Consider the following 17,734-nt stretch of genomic DNA (forward strand, 5'->3'; position numbering starts at 1 on the left):
TACTCAAGCACAATACTGATCGCGCCCTCAACATGATGCATAGACCGGAAATGTCCGGATTTCTTCAGCTATCCGGCTATAGACCACGCAATACCGTCAAGGATGTCATGCTCGCTAACAACGACCTGCGAAAATGCGAAACGGCGTACGATCCGGTCGAGAATAAGCGCCCCCGCGCCAATGACATCCACACGCCCCGGATGCATGACCGGAACTGCGGCACGCTCACCATGCGTCATCGCGAGCAACCGCCGCGTCACGTCGTGCACCTGCTCGGCGGAGATCCGCGCATGGTGGATGCGGGCCGGGTCGTAGGCGGGCAGATCGAGCGCCATGCCCGCCACCGTCGTCACCGAGCCCGCCAGGCCCACGAGCGTGTGCGCCCGCCGCACCGGCACCGCCGACTCGACCCGGTCGAGCGCCGCCTCGATGTCGGCCACCACGGCCTCCAGAGCGGGCGCCGCGGGCGGGTCGCCGGCACGCAGATGCCGCTCGGTGAGGCGTACGCAGCCGATGTCCACCGACAGCGCCGCCTCGGCGTGCTCCGAGCCGACCACGAACTCCGTGGACCCGCCGCCGATGTCGACCACCAGGTAAGGGGGCAGCGGCCCCTGCGGCACCTCGGTCTCGGGCGACAACCTGACCAGCCCCCTGGTCGCGCCCGTGAACGACAGCTCGGCCTCCTCGTCGCCCGTCACGACCTCCGGCTCCACCCCGAAGATCTCGTGCACGCCGGCCACGAACTCCTGCCGGTTGGCCGCGTCTCTGGTGGCGCTCGTGGCCACCACACGGGTCGCGGTCGCGCCGTGCCTGTCGATCAGCTCGCGGTAGGCGCGCATCGCCTTGAACGTACGTTCCAGCGCGTCGGGGGCCAGCCTGCCGGTGCGGTCGACGTCCTGCCCCAGGCGGACGATCTCCATCCGCCGCTCGACGTCGTCCAGCACGTCGTCTCCGGTGTCGGCGATGAGCAGGCGTACGGAGTTGGTGCCGCAGTCGACGGCGGCTACACGCATGGTCCGTCACTCCACCATTCGGGGAGGGCGTCGAGCGCCTCCCTGCCGATCGGGTTGCCGCCGGGCACCGCCAGCTCGTGCGCGACGAGCGCGTGCAGGCACTTGACCCGCAGCGGCATGCCGCCCGTGCTCTGCATGTCGCGCGGCAACAGCTCCAGACCCTGCTCACGCGCGGCCTGGTCGCGCCTGGCGACGTAGTCGTCGTGCGCGGCCTGGTAGGCCCGCGCCAATTCGGGCTCGGTGGCCAGCCTCGCCTGCATCTCGCGCATCAGGCCGGAGCCCTCCAGCGTGCCGATGGCCGAGGCCGCCTTCGGGCAGGTCAGGTAGTAGAGGGTCGGGAACGGCGAGCCGTCGGGCAGCCGCGGCGCGGTCTCCACCACGTCGGGGTTGCCGCACGGGCAGCGGTGCGCCACCTCGCGCAGCCCTCTGGGCGGCCGCCCGAGCTGCCGGTGGACGACCTCGGCGTCTTTACCGTCCAACACTTTCCTTCCCGGTGACCGCCCGGCGCCCGGTGCCCTTGTCGGCGGCCTCGACGGACTCCCAGAGCGTTTGGTACCACGGCGGCACCGCCGCGGGCTGCTTCACTTCCGCCTGCTCCTTGCCCCGGTGGGGCGCCATCACGACATAGCACTTCTCGCCAGGGCCGCAGTAGTGCAGCCGCTCCTTGGCGGTCTTCTTGATCCAGTTGGGATCGTTGCTCTGCCGGTCGCGGGCCAGCAGGGCCTGCTTCTCCGCCTCGACCCTGGCCTTCTCCTCGCGCAGCTCCGAGATGCTGCGGCGCAGGCTGATGTATTCGCGCACCGGGTAGGCCAGGCTCATCGCGATCGCGCACACCACGACGGCCAGGATGGCCGCCCGCCCGGTCAGCTGCGGTCTCTTCGCCATGTGCTGCACCTCCTGCTCGTCGCCTCACCTCGGGAGGCGGCTCGCTCGCCGTGAGGAGCCGCCGCCCGGGCTTCGGTGCTCCCTCGCTCGAACCTAGCGCCGGAAACGCGGGAAAGCCGCGCGACCCGCGTAACGGGCGGCGTCGTCCAGAAGCTCCTCGATGCGCAGCAGCTGGTTGTATTTCGCGACCCGGTCGGAACGGGCAGGGGCGCCGGTCTTGATCTGGCCGCAGTTGACCGCCACCGCGAGGTCGGCGATCGTCGTGTCCTCGGTCTCGCCGGAACGGTGGCTCATCATGCACCGGTAGCCGCTGCGGTGGGCCAGGTCGACCGCGTCGAGCGTCTCCGACAGCGTGCCGATCTGGTTGACCTTGACCAGCAGGGCGTTGGCCGTGCCCTCCTTGATGCCGCGCTCCAGCCGCTCCGGGTTGGTGACGAACAGGTCGTCGCCGACGAGCTGCACCTTGTCGCCGAGCGCCTCGGTGATGGCCTTCCAGCCCGCCCAGTCCTCCTCGTCGAGCGGGTCCTCGATCGAGACGAGCGGGTAGTTGGCGACCAGGTCGGCGTAGAACTCGATGAGCTCCTGCGCCGACAGGCCCTTGCCGTCGATCGTGTAGACGCCGTCCTTGTGGAACTCGGAGGCGGCCACGTCGAGCGCCAGCGCGACGTCCTCGCCCGGCACGTAGCCGGCCCGCTCGATCGCGACCAGGATCAGGTCGAGCGCGTCGCGGTTGGACGGCAGGTTGGGCGCGAAGCCGCCCTCGTCACCCAGCCCCGTGGCGTAGCCCTTCTCCTTGAGCACGCCCTTGAGCGCGTGGTAGACCTCGGTGCCCACGCGCACCGCCTCGCGGAACGTCCCGGCGCCGATCGGCGCGATCATGAACTCCTGGATGTCGACGTTGGTGTCGGCGTGGGCTCCGCCGTTGAGGATGTTCATCATCGGGACGGGCAGCACGTGGGCGTTGGGGCCGCCGACATAGCGGAAGAGCGGCAGGTCGGCGCTGTCGGCGGCGGCCTTGGCGACGGCCAGCGACACACCCAGGATGGCGTTGGCGCCCAGCTTGGCCTTGTTGGGCGTGCGGTCCAGGTCGATCATGATCTGGTCGATGATGCGCTGGTCCTCGGCCTCGACCCCGTTGATCTCCTCGAAGATCTCGTCCGTCACGGCGAGCACGGCCTTCTCGACGCCCTTGCCGCCGTAACGGTTGCCGCCGTCACGCAGCTCGACCGCCTCGAACTGGCCGGTGGACGCCCCGCTCGGCACTGCCGCACGGCCACTGCTGCCGTCGTCGAGCACGACCTCGACCTCGACCGTCGGGTTGCCCCGGGAGTCGAGGATCTCGCGAGCGTATACGACCTCGATGGTAGCCACGGCATGCGCTCCTAAATCGAAAGGCAATATGCCATCAGAGCCTATCGGTACGCCCGCTCAGCTGGACGACTCCCACGTGCGTACCCGGTCCCGGTAGGTGCGGGCGGCGGCCCGCAGCTCGGCCTCGGCGTCGAGCCCGACCTCCGCGGCCCTGCGCACGAGGTCGAACAGCTCCCTGGCCACTCCCTGGCCGACGGCCGCCGACAGCGACGCCGGCGCCCCCGCGCGCTCGGCCCTGCGCAGGAGCTGGGCGGCGAGCGACAACGCCGGCTGGCCCATGGGCACGCCGTCGAGCGCCGACTCGCTGCCCCTGGCCGCCCGCTCCGCCGCCTTGATCGTCTCCCAGTTGTCGTTCACCTCGTCGGCGCTCTCCGCCCGCACCGAGCCGAACACGTGGGGGTGGCGGCGTACGAGCTTGCCGACGATGCCCTCGGCGACGTCGTCCATGTCGAAGCCCTCGGCCACCCGCGCGTGGAAGACCACCTGCAGCAGCAGGTCGCCGAGCTCCTCGCGGAGCGCGGGATAGTCGCCCTGCTCGATCGTCTCCAGCACCTCGTAGGCCTCTTCGAGGAGGTACGGCACCAGCGACTCGTGCGTCTGCTTACGGTCCCACGGGCACTCGGTGCGCAGCCGGTCCATCACCGCGACCAGGTCGAGCACCCGCGCCCCCGGCAGGTCGTAGGACCCCGGCACCACCTCGATGAGCGGCGGCTCGTCGAGCCCGATGGCGGCGTTGCCCACCGCCCGCATGAAGGCCTCGTCGTCCTCGGCCAGCCACACGACCGTCTCGGCGACCGCCCTGACGGCCAGCTCCCGCGCGTCGGGCTCGACGACCTCGACTTCGACGCCGGCCTCGGCCAGGTAGGGGAGCTGGGGGTGAGCGGCGTTGCCGGTCAGCACCGGACCCGAGCGCAACGCCTGCCAGGCGTGGTGGCTCAGCAGGCCCGGCGCGACCCTGGGCGAGGTGGTGACGACGATCAGCGGCACGGGCTAGCCCTGCTGCTGCGGCTGCTGCTCGGCGACCTTGCCGAACCTGGGGTTCAGCGTGTCGAAGCGAGGGCTGAAGGTGACCTTCACCGTGCTCAGTTCCTTCTTGAACCGATCCTCCCCGCCCTGGCCGCCGAACTGCTGCCGCAGCTTGATCAGGCCGGCCAGCGCCCGGCCGTATTCGCGGGCGTTCTGGGGCGCGACGGCACCCTGGCCGATCAGCAGCTGGAGCTCGGCGGACGGATATTGCGTGCCGTCGGGCCCGAGCGGGCTCTGGATGATCTTGTCGATCTCCGCCTGGCTCACCTGCACGTTGTGGCGCGCCATGAGCTGGCTGTAGGCGCTGACCTCGACCATGCGCTGCAGCACGCGCCGGTTGGCCGGCACGCCGCTCTCCTGCTCCAAAACCTCTTCCAGGCTCCTGCCGGCGAGCGCGGCCTCCAGCTGCGGGGGCAGCTTGGCGTTGCGCAGGGCGGCGACGTAGGCCCGCGTCTCCTCGTTCAGCTGGCTCGCGGAGATGCGCTCGCTGCCCACCACGGCAGCGGCGCCGGCCTGCATGGGCGAGGAGCAGGCGGTCAGCGCCATGCCCGCCGCCGCGGCGGCCACAGCCACTCGTATCGACTTCACGTACGTCCCTTTCCGACCGTAAATCGCCGCTAGCTTACCCGTGCGGGCTCGAGGAACATCGCCTCGACCAGATCGCCACACCACTTGAGCAGGTCGAGATCGCGCAGCGGCTGCCCTCCCAGCGGCTTGGTCTTGGGAACCGGGACCAGCAGAGTCTCCGCCGCCTGCTTGTATATCGCCTTCTTGTAGAGCCGGTCGAGCCGGACCTGCTGCGACTCCCGCAGCCGCACCGGTCCGAACTTGATGTTCTGGCCCTGCAGCGTGACGTCCGTCAGCCCGGCCGAGCGCGCCTTGATGCGGAACCTCGCCACCTCCAGGAGGTTCTCGACCTCCACCGGCGGCCGCCCGTAGCGGTCGGTGAGCTCGTCGCGCACCTCGTCGATGTCGGCGGGCGAGGCGATGGCCGCGATCCGTTTGTACGCCTCCAGCCGCAGCCGCTCGGAGGTGACGTAGTCGTGCGGGATGTGGGCGTTGATCGGCAGCTCGACCTTGACGTCGTGCTGCTCCTCCGGTGCCTCGGCGCCCGACAGCTTGGCCTTCTGCTCCTGCACGGCCTCGGCCATCAGGCGTACGTAGAGGTCGAACCCGACGCCCGCGATGAACCCGGACTGCTCGGCGCCGAGCACGTTGCCGGCGCCGCGGATCTCGAGGTCCTTCATCGCGACGTACATGCCCGCGCCCATCTCGGTGTGCTGCGAGATCGTGGCGAGCCGCTCGTGCGCGGTCTCGGTCAGCGGCTTCTCCGGCGGGTAGAGGAAGTAGGCGTAGCCGCGCTCCCTGCCTCGCCCGACCCGCCCTCTGAGCTGGTGGAGCTGCGACAGGCCGTAGTTGTCGGCCCGGTCGACGATCAGCGTGTTGGCGTTGGGCACGTCGAGCCCGGACTCCACGATCGTGGTGGAGACCAGCACGTCGTATTCGCGCTCCCAGAAGCCGACCATGATCTTCTCGAGCTGGTGCTCGTTCATCTGCCCGTGGGCCACCGCGATGCGCGCCTCGGGCACCAGCTCGCGCAGCCGCGCGGCGACCCGGTTGATCGAGGCGACCCGGTTGTGCACGAAGAAGATCTGGCCGTCGCGCATCAGCTCGCGCCTGATCGCCGCCCCGATCTGCTTCTCTTCGTACGGCCCCACGAACGTGAGGATCGGGTGCCGCTCCTCCGGCGGCGTGAGGATGGTCGACATCTCGCGGATGCCGGTCAGCCCCATCTCCAGCGTGCGCGGGATCGGCGTGGCCGACATGGCCAGCACGTCGACCTGCGTGCGGAGGTGTTTCATCGCCTCCTTGTGCTCGACGCCGAACCGCTGCTCCTCGTCGATGATGATGAGTCCGAGGTCCTTGAACCTGACCTCGGGGCTGAGCAGCCGGTGCGTGCCGATCACCACGTCGACGGCGCCGGACCTGAGCCCTTCGAGGGTGCCCTTGACCTCGCCGTCGGTCTGGAAGCGCGAGACGGCCCTGATCGCGACGGGGAAGCTGGAGAACCGCTCGGCGAACGTCGACATGTGCTGCTGCACCAGCAGCGTCGTCGGCACCAGCACCGCCACCTGCTTACCGTCCTGCACCGCCTTGAACGCCGCCCGCACCGCGATCTCGGTCTTGCCGTAGCCGACGTCGCCGCAGATCAGCCGGTCCATCGGGACGCCGCGCTCCATGTCGCGCTTGACCTCGTCGATGGCCTCCAGCTGGTCGCCGGTCTCGGCGTAGGGGAAGGCGTCCTCCATCTCCCGCTGCCACGGCGTGTCCGACCCGAAGGCGTGCCCCGGCGAGGCCATGCGGGCGGAATAGAGTCTGATCAGCTCGCCGGCGATCTCCTTGACCGCCTTCTTCGCCCGTGACTTGGCCTTGGCCCAGTCGGCGCCGCCCATGCGGTTGAGCGTGGGAGCCTCGCCGCCGACATAGCGGGTGACCTCGTCGAGCTGGTCGGTGGGCACGTAGAGGCGGTCGCCCTTGGCATATTCGATGACCAGATATTCGCGGGTGGCGCCCTGGACCGTGCGCTGCACCATCTCGACGTAGCGGCCCACGCCGTGCTGCTCGTGCACCACGTGGTCGCCGACCTTGAGCTGCAGCGGATCGACCATGTTGCGGCGCCGCGACGGCAGCCGCCGCATGTCCTTGGTGGACGCCTTCTGCCCGACCAGGTCGAGATGGGTGAGCACGGCCAGGCCCGGCGTGATGAAGCCGTGCTCGATCAGGCCCGTCGTGACGTGCACGACCTTGGGCTCGGGCGGCTGGTCGATGAACTCCCTCAGCCGCGCGGGCACGTCGACGCCCTTGAGCAACTCCACCATGCGCTCGGCGGGGCCGTGGCCCTCGCTGAGCAGCACGACCGCCTTGCCGTCGGCCAGCCAGCCCTTGATGTCGGCCAGCGCCCTGGCCGTGTCGCCGCGGTAGGCCTCGGAGTCGTGCGCGTCCAGCTCGACGCCGGCGCCGAACGGCGCCATCGTCCACCAGGGCTGCCCCAGCACGTCGGCGTGGGTGCGGATCTCCTCCAGCGAGCGGAACGCCGCCGCCCCCAGGTCTATGGGCGCCTCACCGCCGGCCGCCGCGTTGATCCACGAGGCCTCCAGGAACTCCTGCGAGGTGCGTACGAGCTCCTCCGCCCTGCTCCTGATGCGCTCGGGGTCGCACACGAACACCGCCGACCTGGCCGGCAGGTGGTCGAGCAGGAGGTCCATCTCCCCGGCCAGCACGGGCGCGAACGCCTCCATGCCCTCCACCGGCGTGCCGTCGGCGAGCTGGTCGAGCACCTCGGCCAGCGCAGGGTGCTCGTCGGCCAGCGCGCGGGCCCTTGCCCGGACTTCGCCCGTGAGCAGCAACTCCCGGCACGGCGGCGCGAACAACCCGTCCCCGGCCGCCTCGAGCGAGCGCTGGTCGGCCACCTTGAACCAGCGGATCTCCTCGACCGTGTCGCCCCAGAACTCCAGCCGCAGCGGATGTTCCTCGGTCGGCGGGAAGACGTCGAGCAGCCCGCCGCGCACGGCCACCTCGCCCCGCTTCTCCACCATGTCGACCCGGTGGTAGCCGTTGTCGACGAGACTGGTGACCACGTCGTCGAGGTCGGCGTCGTCGCCCGCGCGCAGCCTGATCGGCTCCAGGTCGCCGAGCCCTTTCACGATCGGCTGCAGCAGCGCCCTGACCGGGGCGACGATCACGCTGAGGGGTCCGGCGGCGGTGTCGTCCTTGACCGGGTGGGCCAGCCGCCTGAGCACCGCGAGCCGCTGGCCGACGGTGTCGCTGCGGGGCGAGAGCCGCTCGTGCGGCAGCGTCTCCCATGCCGGGAACACCGCCACCGAGCCGAGCTCCGCGGGATCGATCAGGCTGGTCAGCGCCGCGGCCAGGTCTTCGGCCTCACGCCCGGTCGCGGTGACGGCGAGCACGGTGCGCTGGTCGTGCCCCGCCAGCGCGGCCACGCCGAACGGACGCAGCGCGGACGGCGCGACCAGCGCGACGTCGCCGCCCTCCTCGAGAGCGGCGGTCAGTTTCGGGTCAGCGCGAACAAGGTCAAGCAGTCCGGAAAGACTCATCAGATACGCCCACAGCCCCATTTGCGGCAACACGACTACCCCCGGCCGGGACAGGTCGCGGGGGTTCCTCACCCAGGGTACTCGCCGTGCCGCCTCACCCGAGCTTGTAGCCGGGCACCGAGGGCCAGCGCACGGTGAGCACGGTCGACGTCGCCTCCGCCCGCCACGAATGGTCGACGCCCTTGCCCCAGACGACGTAGTCGCCCGGCTCGGCCAGCACCACGTCGCGGCCGCGGAACTCGACCACGAAACGCCCGCTGACCAGGACGAGCAGGGCGGTGCGCGTCTCGCCGACGGCCCACGCCGCCCGCCGGTCGCCCGGCGGGTGCACGCCCCACTTGATCTCGACCTCGTCGCTGTGGCGGGGATCGCCCGGGGGCTTGAAATGGCCGAGGAGCCAGCCGGCGTCACCGGCGCCGTCGACGCCCGCGTTGCCCACGTAGATTCCCGGCTCGGGCACCTCATCGCTCACGGGCCAGGACGCTAGCAGGGAAATACGTCACACATAACGATTGGTTGATTACTGTAGGTGACATGTCTGAGGTGCGAACCGTCGCCCAGCGAGGCGACCTCTTCGGTCAGCGGGTCCGCGAGCACTGCGCGATGCAGCCGCACAGGCGGCTCGACGTGCTGGTCGCCGGCTGTGCGCAGGACGGGCCGCTGGTGCTCGAGCACATCGAGACCAAGGCCACGGGAGCCGACGAGGACCACCCCGCCATCAGGCGGATCCTCGAGGAGCGGGGAGACCTGGCCGCGTGGTCACTGGGCGACCTGCGCTGCGTGCCCATGCCGCCCAGGTCCTACGACGTGGTGCAGGTGTCGTTCCTGCTGGAGCGGGTCAGGCACGCCGAGCTCATCTTCGACCGCCTGCTGCAGTCACTGCGCCCCGGCGGGCTGGTGCTGCTGCGCATGCGCGACCGCGGGTCCGCCTATGGCCTGCTCGACCGGATGACGCCGTCGTGGCTGCGCGGCCTGCTGTGGCGCCCGCTCGTCCCGCCGGGATGGCCGGGGCCGCTGCCGGCCGTCTACGAGCCGCTGACGTCGAGCGACGGCCTGCACGCGTTCTGCCTCAGCCGCGGCCTCATGATCACCGACGAGGTGCGCACCATCAGCGGCCCCGCGCGTTCCCGCCGTATCGGCGCCGCGGCCATCACAGCGGTCTCCAGGCTGACCAACGACCGCTATCCCGCCTCTCACGACGAGATCACCATGGTGATCAGGAAACCCCAGCACCACTTCGCCCGGCTCATCTAGTGCCACACTGTTTCCACCCGCTAGGATTCTTTCCTACCAATTCAATCGGATTAGTTGGGATGACGAATACGTGGAGTGGACCCCCGACCCGCGCGAGCTGGCCGATCTCGAGCTGCTGCTCTCCGGCGCGTTCGAGCCGCTGACCGGGTTCCTCGGCCACGACGACCTGCACGCCGTGCATGAGCGCGGCACGCTCGCCGACGGCACGTCGTGGCCCGCTCCCGTCACCCTCCATCTGCCCGCCGACGTCTCACCCGGCGACGAGGTCACCCTGCTCGATCCCGAAGGGCTGCCGCTGGCCAGGTTGACGGTGAGCGCCCACGAGCCCGACGGGCTGACCTCCGGGCCCGTCCACGGCCTCGGCACGCCCGAGCACGGGCCGTTCGCGCGCCTGCGGCGCACGCCGTCCGACGTGCGGGCCGAGCTCGGCGGGCGGCCCGCGCTCGCCGTCACCATGCGGGGGCCACTCGACGACCTCTCCGAGATCATCGCCACCGCGAAAGAGCTCGACGCGGTGATCCTGCTGCTCCCCCTCGCGTACGGCGAGGCGGGCCCCGCCGTCGTACGCGCCGCGCTGCGCGCGAGAGACCAGTTGCCCGAGGGCACGCTCGTCGTCTCCGTCCCCCTGGCGCCACGCGACGAGCCGGAGATCGATCTGGAGCTGCGCGAGCACGTCGCCACCGCCTACGGCGCGACCGAGCACCTGGCGGGCCCCGACCCCGTGCACATCCCCGGCCCTCCGCACCGGCGCGGCATCGTGGTCTTCTTCACCGGGCTGTCCGGCTCCGGCAAGTCCACCATCGCCCGCGGCCTGCGCGACGCGCTGCTGGAGCTCGGCACCCGCACCGTGACCTACCTCGACGGCGACGTGGTGCGCCACCTGCTGTCCAAGGGCCTGACCTTCTCGAAGGCCGACCGCGACCTGAACATCCGCCGCATCGGCTTCGTCGCCGCCGAGGCCGCCCGGCACGGCGGCCTGGCCATCTGCGCGCCCATCGCCCCCTACGCGGCGACCCGCGCGGAGGTGCGCGAGACGGTCGAGTCCGTGGGGGCCGACTTCCTGCTCGTACACGTCGCCACGCCGCTGGAGGAGTGCGAGCGCCGCGACCGCAAGGGCCTGTACGCCAAGGCCCGCGCCGGGCTCATCCCCGAGTTCACCGGCATCTCCGACCCGTACGAAGAGCCGGACGACGCCGACCTGACGATCGACACCACGCACATCACGATCGAGGCGGCCGTCTCCCGGGTCCTGGAGACGCTGAGGTCCGGAGGCTGGGTCCGGTGAGCGACTCATGAGCAGGGAGCGAACCCGACGCAGTGAGCGGAGTGGAGGGCCGAGGAACGAGGCACTCCGCGGAGCGAATGAGGAGCCGGTGAGCGACCCATGAACAGGGAGCGAACCCGACGCAGTGAGCGGAGTGGAGGGCCGAGGAACGAGGCACTCCGCGGAGCGAATGAGGAGCCGGTGAGCGACCCATGAACACAGATCTGGCGCTGATCGGCGGGTCGTTCCTCGTCGCGATCGTGGTGGGCCTGACCGGCATGGGCGGCGGGGCCCTCATGACACCCATGATGATGTTGTTCTTCAACGTCCCGCCCCTGGCCGCCGTCTCCAGCGACCTGGTCGCCTCGGCCGTGATGAAGCCGGTCGGCGGCGTGGTGCATCTGCGCACCGGCACGGTCAACCTGCGCCTGGTGGCCTGGTTGTGCGCGGGTTCGGTGCCTGCCGCGTTCTGCGGGGTGTTCCTGGCCCGCGCGTTCGCGGTCACCGACGCGGTCAAATACGCGCTCGGCGTGGCGCTGTTGCTGGCCGTGGCGGGCATGGCGGTCAAGTCGTGGCTCGGCGGGCGGGGTGGATCGTCGAGCGCGCATGAGCTCGTCGTGCGCCCATTTCCGACCCTACTGGTCGGTATGATAGGCGGGCTGGTCGTCGGCGTCTCGTCCGTCGGCTCGGGGTCGCTGATGATCGTGGCCCTGCTCGTGCTCTATCCGGCGCTCAAGGCCAACCAGCTCGTCGGCACGGACCTCGTGCAGGCCGTGCCGCTGGTCGTCTCCGCGGCGCTCGGCCACCTGCTGTTCGGCGACTTCCAGGCGGACCTCACGCTGTCGCTGCTCATCGGCTCGATCCCGGGCGTCTATCTCGGCGCCAGGATCTCCTCGCGCGCGCCCGGCGGCCTCATCCGGGCGATGCTGGCGATCGTCCTGCTCGCCTCCGCGCTCAAGCTGCTCGACGTGGACGACCTCGTCACCGTCTGCGCCCTCGCCGCCGCCATCGTGGTCACCGTCGTGGGCTGGCGCCTGCGCGCCAGTGCCGAGACCCCCCAGCCGCGGGGCGAGAAGGTCGGCACCCGCTAGGGCCGCGGCACCGGGGTGGCGCGGAAGTAGGGGTCGCGGGCGAGCGCGGTGAACGCGCGGTCGGCCGCCTCGTCGGAGTCGAAGCTGGTGTCACCGCGCGGCGCCTGCGGCGAGTCGAAGTAGATCAGCGCCTTGATCTGGGGGTAACGCTTGATCTGGCGGCGTACGGACTCGAAGAAGGCCCGCTTGAACGACCGGTCGAGCGGCCGCGAGAACGCCCCCCACTCGGCCACCATGACCGGCTTGCCGGGGAAGCGGGCCTGCATCCAGCGGTAGAAGCCCGGCCAGTCGGGATATTCCTTGCGGGTCTTGTTGACCAGGCCCTCGAAGTCGTCGACCCGGTGGTCGGCATAGGGGTCCATCGCCACCCAGTCGACCACGTCGTCACCCGGATAGAGGTCCTCGAACCAGGGCTTGGCCGCCCAGTTGGGCGCCCCCATGTACGTCATCACCATGACGGCGTTCTTCACGCCCCGCTCCCGCAGCCGCAACACGATGTGCCGGAACATCGCCGCGTAGTCGGTGGCCTGCATGCCCGAGCCCGACGAGGCGTCCACGTCGTTCTCCGGCTCGTGGTGCAGGGTGAGGAAGAACCGCTCGGGGAAGGTGCGCCGAAGGTGGCCGGCCAGCCGGTCGATCCTGGCGTCGAGCGCCCCGTCGGCGATCTCGGCCCAGGTGCGGTCGAACGACGGCTTCCAGTTGATCAGCAGCAGCCTCGGCCTGGCCGGGTCGCGGGCCAGCCTGATCTCGGCGTCGGTCGGGAACAACTCGCTGCCCCGGTGGTAGACGTGCAGCACGTCGGCGCCGGCGTCCATGCGCGACTCCGCGCCGCGCAGCGCCTCCTCCACCGGGGCGCCGGTGAAGATCTCGGGCGCGATGCCCCACCAGGCGCCGCACGACGGGATGAGCTTGCTGGTCGCCGTGCACGCGGGCGGGCCCGCGACGTCACGCGCCGGCTCCTCGACCGCGACCGGCGCCCCGGCGCCGGAGTCGACCACGGTGGAGCAGGCGGCCATCGTCGTGGCCACGGCCAGGATCATGCCGGCGAATGCCGTGTTCGTCGCGTTATGAGAAATGCCCCGTTGCCGCAAAGCCTTCCAACCCCCCTTGCCGAACGACCCTGCCTGTCAAACCTGAACCTTGCCATGACATTCCGCGAACTTCAGCCAGTGTGGAAGTCTCCCCACGTCACCACGGCCACAATTCGCCCGACTTATCCAGGTATTTCGATATATGGAGGGGCTTCTTTGTGGCCGTACCGGAGAAAATCTTGTGTATTCAGCCGAGGTAAAGGCGGGCGGCCCTATAGTGGGCGCACACCCGGCCGGTGACGCAGAGTCGCTGATCGATGACGACGCGCACATGATCCAGGAGAGCCCCTCATGAGCCTGCCGCCGGACCCTCAGGTCCCCCGCACCGGCGCCCAGCTGGGTGAGCATCTCGCGCCGCTGCGCCGGCGCTGGGCCATCCTCGTCGGCTGCGTCGTCGCCGGCGGCGCCGCGGGGCTCGCGCTGCTGTGGTTGACGCCGGCTTCCTACACCGCGACCACGCAGGTGCTCGTCATGCCCGTCGGCACGCAGGAGCCGGGCAACCAGGTGACCAACCGCCAGCGCGAGGCGCTCAACCTCGACACCGAGGCCCAGGTCGCCCAGTCCGCCGTGGTCGCCGCGCGGGCCGCCATGGCGCTGCAGGGCGCCGAGCTCGAGGAGGTCGAGGTCTCGGTGCCGCCCAACTCCGCGGTGTTGTGGATCGCGGTGACCGCCGCCGAGCCCGCCGCAGCGGCCGCCCAGTCGCGCGCCTACGCCGAGGCCTACCTCGCCCACCGCCGCCACAACGCGCTGACCGCGATGGCCGAGCAGCAGCGCACGGTCCTCGCCAAGTTCAAGCACGTCAACTCCGCGATCGAATTGACGATCAAGCAGCTGCACACGCTGCCCCGCGGCAGCGCCGAACACGCGATCGCCGCCCAGCGCCAGAACGTCCTCAACCGGCAGGCCGCCAACCTCGCGCTGAAATACGACGAGCTGCGAACCGTCGCGGTGACCCCCGGCGCGATCATCAGCAAGGCCGAGCCGCCGGCCGAGCCCAGCGGCCCCGTCCTGCCGCTCCACCTCGGCACCGGGCTCATGGCAGGGCTGCTCGCCGGCACGGCCGCCGCCCACGCCCGCGACCGGCTCGACACGCGGCTGCGCACAGCCGCCGACATCGAGCGCCTGACCGGGCTGCCCGTCCTCGCCGACCTGTCGAGACCGGGCGAGCACGAGCTGCCCCACGACCTGGCCGGCGCCGTGGTCGCCGCATGCCCCGGCAACCGGCTCCTGGTCAAGGCGCTGCCCGCGCACCTCTACGTCTCCTCGCCCGCCGAGCCGCTCGCGGTCGGGGCGCACCTGACGGTGCTCGACGGCTCCGACGTGCGCGACCTGTCCAGGGCGGACGCGGCCCTGCTGCTCGTCGGGCTCCGCCGGGTCACCTCCACCGAGGTCGCGGCCACCGTACGCCGCCTCGCCCGGCACGACGTGCCCGTCATCGGCGCGGTGGCCGCCACCGACGCGGTGCCGTCGTTCGTCCCCTTCATCGAGGCGCGTCCGCACACCTCGCTCGGCAAGCTCGTCGCGACCGGCGAGCTGCAAGTGAGCGTGCCGGCGGAGAGCACGCGCATGCAGGCGCTGCACCGGCCCAGGCGGAGGGGCAAACCAGCGTGAAAGGCCCCGCGTGGCCCATCGCCGCGCTGCTGGTCGGCTATCCGATCTGGTGGGCGCTCGGGTTCGGCGGCCTGGCGGTGATCGTCGTGGCGGCGCCCATGGCGGTGATCCTCTGGCGGCGCAGGCCGATCAGGGTGCCGCGCGGGTTCGGGCTGTGGCTGCTGCTGCTGGCCGGCTATCTGGTGAGCGGTCTGATGCTGGCGGAGATGCCGCCCGGCACCTACGGCGAGCTCGGGCCCGGCAGGATCATCGGCTACGGCATGCGGCTGGCGCTCTACACGGCGATCCTCATCGTGGTGCTCTACCTCGGCAACCTGACCGAGCGCGAGCTGCCGCAACTGCGCCTGGTACGGATGATGGGCGCGCTCTTCGTCACCACGGTCGCGGGCGGGCTGCTCGGCGTGCTGTTCCCGTCGTTCTCCTTCACCTCGCCGGTGGAGTTGCTGCTGCCCGGCTGGATCGGTGACAACCCGTTCGTCCAGAACCTCATCCACCCCACCGCCGGCCAGACGCAGAAGGTGCTCGGCTACGCCATGCCCAGGCCCGAGGCGCCCTTCGAATGGGCCAACGCGTGGGGCAGCAACGTGTCGGTGCTGCTGGTCTGGTTCGTGGTCGGCTGGTGGGTGTACGGCGGGCGGCGGCGCAGGGCTCTCACCGTCGTGCTGATCGCTCTGGCCGCCGTCCCCATCGTGTACTCCCTCAACCGCGGCCTGTGGATCGGTCTCGGCCTGGCCGTGCTCTACCTGATCGTCCGGGTGGGCGGGCGCACGCGGGTCGCGCTCTGCGCGGGCGTGACCGTGGCGGTGCTGGCGTTCGCGCTCAGCCCGCTCGCCCCGCTGTTCGCGCAGCGGCTGGACAACCCACATTCCAACGACATCAGGGCCTTCACCGTCACCGCGACGCTCGCCGCCGCCACCCACTCGCCGGTCATAGGCTACGGCAACACGCGCAACGCGACCGGCAACCACCGCACGATCACCACGGGCAAGACCCAGTGGTGCACGGGCTGCGGGCATCCCCCGCTGGGCAGCGACGGGCAGCTCTGGCTGCTCATCATGACGCAGGGGTTCACCGGGGCGGCGCTCTACGTGGCGTTCTTCGCGGGCGCCATCCGGCGGCACCGGCGTGACCGCAGCCCCATCGGGCTGGCCGGGGTGCTCGTGATGGGGCTCGTGCTGCTCTACATGTTCGTCTACGACGGGCTGGTCACGCCGCTCAGCCTGTATCTCATCTCGTTCGCCATTCTGTGGAGGAACGCATGACCGACGCCGCCGTCCGCCTCGGCTATCTCGCGGAGACCGTGCGGCTGCTGTATCCCGGGCCGGGCGCGCCCCGCCCGTACACCGTGCTGCCGCACACGGCCCTGCCGCGCCGGCTCGCGCCGCGCCGCTGGTGGCATGTGGGGTCGCGGGTCGTGGTGCCGGTCGAGGGCTCCATCGCGGCGCACCTGAGCGAGGTCTTCGCCCGGCCGGTCGAGACGGTCCTGCACGTACGTCCCGCGCGGCGGGCCAACCGCAAGCCCGTTCTGGAGGTGCGCTCGGGAGCGCGGCGGCTGGCGTTCGTGAAGATCGGCGACAGCCCGCGCGCCCGCGAACTGGTCGCCGCCGAGGCGGCCGCCCTGCGCCGGCTGGCCGGGATGTCGCTGGACACGGTGGTCGCGCCCAGGGTGCTGCACCACGGCGGCTGGAAAGGGCTCACGGTGCTGGCGCTCGCCCCGCTGCCGGTCAGGCGCGGCCGGGTGAGCGAGCCGCTGCGGGTCGCCGCGATCAAGGAGATCGCGGCCACCGGAGGGCCGTCGCCGGCCTGGCACGGTGACCTCGCGCCCTGGAACATGTGCCCCTCCCCCGACGGGCGGCTGCTCGTGTGGGACTGGGAGCGCTACGAGGTCGGCGTGCCCTACGGGCTCGACGCCGTGCACCACTTCTTCCAGCGGGCCCTGCGCAGGATGAGCCCGCCGGTCGCGGCGCGGGCCTGCCTGGCACAGTCCGTACGCGTGCTCGCGCCCCTGGGGGTGTCGGCGGCGGTGGCGAGGCAGACCGCCCTGCGTTACCTGATCGCGCTGGCCGACAGGCACGCGTCCGACGGACACGCCCCGCTCGGGCCTCCCGAGACCTGGCTCTGCCCTGTCGTGGACCACGAGGAGCTGCTCACGTGAAGGCCTTCAAGGCGCCGGTGTTGTCGTTGTCCAGGAACACGGGCAGGTTCACGTCGGGCGCTCGGATGGTGCCGTCGTTCCTGATCGCGGGGGCTCAGCGGTGCGGCACCACCTCTCTGTACCGCGCCCTGGAACAACACCCGCTGCTGCTCAAGCCGGTGTTGCACAAGGGCGTGCACTACTTCGACGTCGGCTATGAGCGGGGAATGTCCTGGTATCAGGGGCATTTCCCGCTGCGGGCCGGCGCGGCGCTGCTCAGCCGCCGGTACGGCGCGCGGGCGCTGGCGTTCGAGTCGTCGCCCTACTACCTGTTCCATCCGCTGGCCGGGGAGCGCATCGCGGCCGACCTGCCCGGTGTGAAGCTCATCGTGCTGGTGCGCGACCCGGTGGAGCGGGCCTGTTCCGCGCACGCCCACGAGCTGGCACGGGGGTTCGAGACGGAGTCGCACTTCGAGCGCGCGGTGGAGCTGGAGGAACGGCGCCTGGCCGGGGCGGAGGAGCTGCTGCGGAACGAACCCTTCGCGCTCCACCACGCCCATCGCCACCAGGCCTACCTCGCCCGGGGCCGCTACGCCGACCAGCTCGACCGGCTGGAGCCGTTGTTCGGGCGCGAGCGCATCCTGGTGCTCGACAGCCACCTGTTCTTCGCCCGGCCGAAGGCCGTCTATGAGCGGGTGCTGGACTTCCTGGAGGTGCCCCGGCTGGGCTGTCCGGAGTTCGAGCGGCACAACGGCCGGGCGTTGCCGCGCCGGGTGCCGGCCGATCTGGCGCGGGCGCTGCGGGAGCACTTCGCCCCGTACGACGCCCGGCTGGCGCGGTGGCTGGGCGGTGAGCCGTCGTGGCGTCAGTGACCGGCCC

16 protein-coding genes are annotated in these 17,734 nt (G+C 71.0%); 7 read left to right on the forward strand and 9 right to left on the reverse strand.

Annotated features, from left to right (window positions below; genetic code table 11):
• Positions 1 to 68: 68 nt before the first annotated feature.
• From ABGA98_RS42275 to ABGA98_RS42310, 8 genes are all read right to left on the reverse strand, one after another.
• Positions 69 to 1,013, reverse strand: a complete 945-nt coding sequence (locus ABGA98_RS42275) for a Ppx/GppA phosphatase family protein (RefSeq protein WP_347624116.1) — start codon at positions 1,011 to 1,013, stop codon at positions 69 to 71.
• On the reverse strand, positions 1,004 to 1,492 hold the full coding sequence (locus tag ABGA98_RS42280; protein ID WP_347624117.1) for a DUF501 domain-containing protein: 489 nt from the start codon (positions 1,490 to 1,492) through the stop codon (positions 1,004 to 1,006). Before ABGA98_RS42280 ends, ABGA98_RS42275 begins: the two co-directional genes overlap by 10 nt.
• Positions 1,482 to 1,898, reverse strand: coding sequence for a septum formation initiator family protein (locus tag ABGA98_RS42285; RefSeq protein WP_347624118.1), 417 nt, complete (start codon positions 1,896 to 1,898; stop codon positions 1,482 to 1,484). Before ABGA98_RS42285 ends, ABGA98_RS42280 begins: the two co-directional genes overlap by 11 nt.
• Positions 1,899 to 1,991: 93 nt before the next feature.
• Positions 1,992 to 3,269, reverse strand: coding sequence for a phosphopyruvate hydratase (eno, locus tag ABGA98_RS42290; protein ID WP_347624119.1), 1,278 nt, complete (start codon positions 3,267 to 3,269; stop codon positions 1,992 to 1,994).
• 57 nt (positions 3,270 to 3,326) lie between these two features.
• Positions 3,327 to 4,256, reverse strand: coding sequence for a MazG family protein (locus tag ABGA98_RS42295; protein WP_347624120.1), 930 nt, complete (start codon positions 4,254 to 4,256; stop codon positions 3,327 to 3,329).
• Positions 4,257 to 4,259: 3 nt separating this feature from the next.
• The gene (locus ABGA98_RS42300) at positions 4,260 to 4,883 is read right to left on the reverse strand and encodes a hypothetical protein (RefSeq protein WP_347624121.1); all 624 of its coding nucleotides are present in this window, start codon (positions 4,881 to 4,883) and stop codon (positions 4,260 to 4,262) included.
• Positions 4,884 to 4,912: 29 nt separating this feature from the next.
• Entirely contained in the window at positions 4,913 to 8,410 is a 3,498-nt protein-coding gene (mfd, locus tag ABGA98_RS42305; protein ID WP_347624122.1) for a transcription-repair coupling factor, read from the reverse strand.
• 94 nt (positions 8,411 to 8,504) lie between these two features.
• On the reverse strand, positions 8,505 to 8,882 hold the full coding sequence (locus tag ABGA98_RS42310; protein ID WP_347624123.1) for a signal peptidase I: 378 nt from the start codon (positions 8,880 to 8,882) through the stop codon (positions 8,505 to 8,507).
• Between the two features lie 62 nt (positions 8,883 to 8,944).
• On the opposite strand from ABGA98_RS42310, the gene ABGA98_RS42315 reads away from it, so the two are divergent.
• From ABGA98_RS42315 to ABGA98_RS42325, 3 genes are all read left to right on the forward strand, one after another.
• Positions 8,945 to 9,664, forward strand: coding sequence for a class I SAM-dependent methyltransferase (locus ABGA98_RS42315; RefSeq protein WP_347624124.1), 720 nt, complete (start codon positions 8,945 to 8,947; stop codon positions 9,662 to 9,664).
• 70 nt (positions 9,665 to 9,734) lie between these two features.
• Complete coding sequence (gene cysC, locus ABGA98_RS42320) at positions 9,735 to 10,949, forward strand: adenylyl-sulfate kinase (protein WP_347624125.1); 1,215 nt, start codon at positions 9,735 to 9,737, stop codon at positions 10,947 to 10,949.
• A gap of 191 nt (positions 10,950 to 11,140) precedes the next feature.
• Entirely contained in the window at positions 11,141 to 12,019 is an 879-nt protein-coding gene (locus ABGA98_RS42325) for a sulfite exporter TauE/SafE family protein (protein ID WP_347624126.1), read from the forward strand.
• Here ABGA98_RS42325 and ABGA98_RS42330 read toward each other — a convergent pair.
• On the reverse strand, positions 12,016 to 13,047 hold the full coding sequence (locus ABGA98_RS42330) for a hypothetical protein (RefSeq protein ID WP_347624127.1): 1,032 nt from the start codon (positions 13,045 to 13,047) through the stop codon (positions 12,016 to 12,018). The genes ABGA98_RS42325 and ABGA98_RS42330 overlap by 4 nt on opposite strands.
• 354 nt (positions 13,048 to 13,401) lie before the next feature.
• On the opposite strand from ABGA98_RS42330, the gene ABGA98_RS42335 reads away from it, so the two are divergent.
• The 4 genes from ABGA98_RS42335 to ABGA98_RS42350 are packed head-to-tail and all read left to right on the forward strand — an operon-like array spanning position 13,402 to position 17,727.
• On the forward strand, positions 13,402 to 14,721 hold the full coding sequence (locus ABGA98_RS42335; protein ID WP_347624128.1) for a Wzz/FepE/Etk N-terminal domain-containing protein: 1,320 nt from the start codon (positions 13,402 to 13,404) through the stop codon (positions 14,719 to 14,721).
• Positions 14,718 to 15,983, forward strand: a complete 1,266-nt coding sequence (locus ABGA98_RS42340) for a hypothetical protein (protein WP_347624129.1) — start codon at positions 14,718 to 14,720, stop codon at positions 15,981 to 15,983. The genes ABGA98_RS42335 and ABGA98_RS42340 overlap by 4 nt, the downstream gene beginning before the upstream one ends.
• Positions 15,980 to 16,876, forward strand: a complete 897-nt coding sequence (locus tag ABGA98_RS42345; RefSeq protein WP_347624130.1) for a hypothetical protein — start codon at positions 15,980 to 15,982, stop codon at positions 16,874 to 16,876. Before ABGA98_RS42340 ends, ABGA98_RS42345 begins: the two co-directional genes overlap by 4 nt.
• Positions 16,873 to 17,727, forward strand: a complete 855-nt coding sequence (locus ABGA98_RS42350; RefSeq protein ID WP_347624131.1) for a sulfotransferase domain-containing protein — start codon at positions 16,873 to 16,875, stop codon at positions 17,725 to 17,727. Before ABGA98_RS42345 ends, ABGA98_RS42350 begins: the two co-directional genes overlap by 4 nt.
• Positions 17,728 to 17,734 lie beyond the last annotated feature (7 nt).

It is taken from the genome of Nonomuraea sp. B1E8, assembly GCF_039871515.1.
In the GTDB taxonomy this organism is placed as follows: Bacteria; Actinomycetota; Actinomycetes; order Streptosporangiales; family Streptosporangiaceae; genus Nonomuraea.

Bases quoted from the DNA above. Each gene is read 5' to 3' on its own strand.
- ABGA98_RS42275 (WP_347624116.1), bottom strand. From the start codon at position 1,013: ATGCGTGTAGCCGCCGTCGACTGCGGCACCAACTCCGTACGCCTGCTC.
- ABGA98_RS42285 (WP_347624118.1), bottom strand. From the start codon at position 1,898: ATGGCGAAGAGACCGCAGCTGACCGGGCGGGCGGCCATCCTGGCCGTC.
- mfd (WP_347624122.1), bottom strand. From the start codon at position 8,410: ATGAGTCTTTCCGGACTGCTTGACCTTGTTCGCGCTGACCCGAAACTG.
- ABGA98_RS42315 (WP_347624124.1), top strand. From the start codon at position 8,945: ATGTCTGAGGTGCGAACCGTCGCCCAGCGAGGCGACCTCTTCGGTCAG.
- ABGA98_RS42325 (WP_347624126.1), top strand. From the start codon at position 11,141: ATGAACACAGATCTGGCGCTGATCGGCGGGTCGTTCCTCGTCGCGATC.
- ABGA98_RS42335 (WP_347624128.1), top strand. From the start codon at position 13,402: ATGAGCCTGCCGCCGGACCCTCAGGTCCCCCGCACCGGCGCCCAGCTG.
- ABGA98_RS42345 (WP_347624130.1), top strand. From the start codon at position 15,980: ATGACCGACGCCGCCGTCCGCCTCGGCTATCTCGCGGAGACCGTGCGG.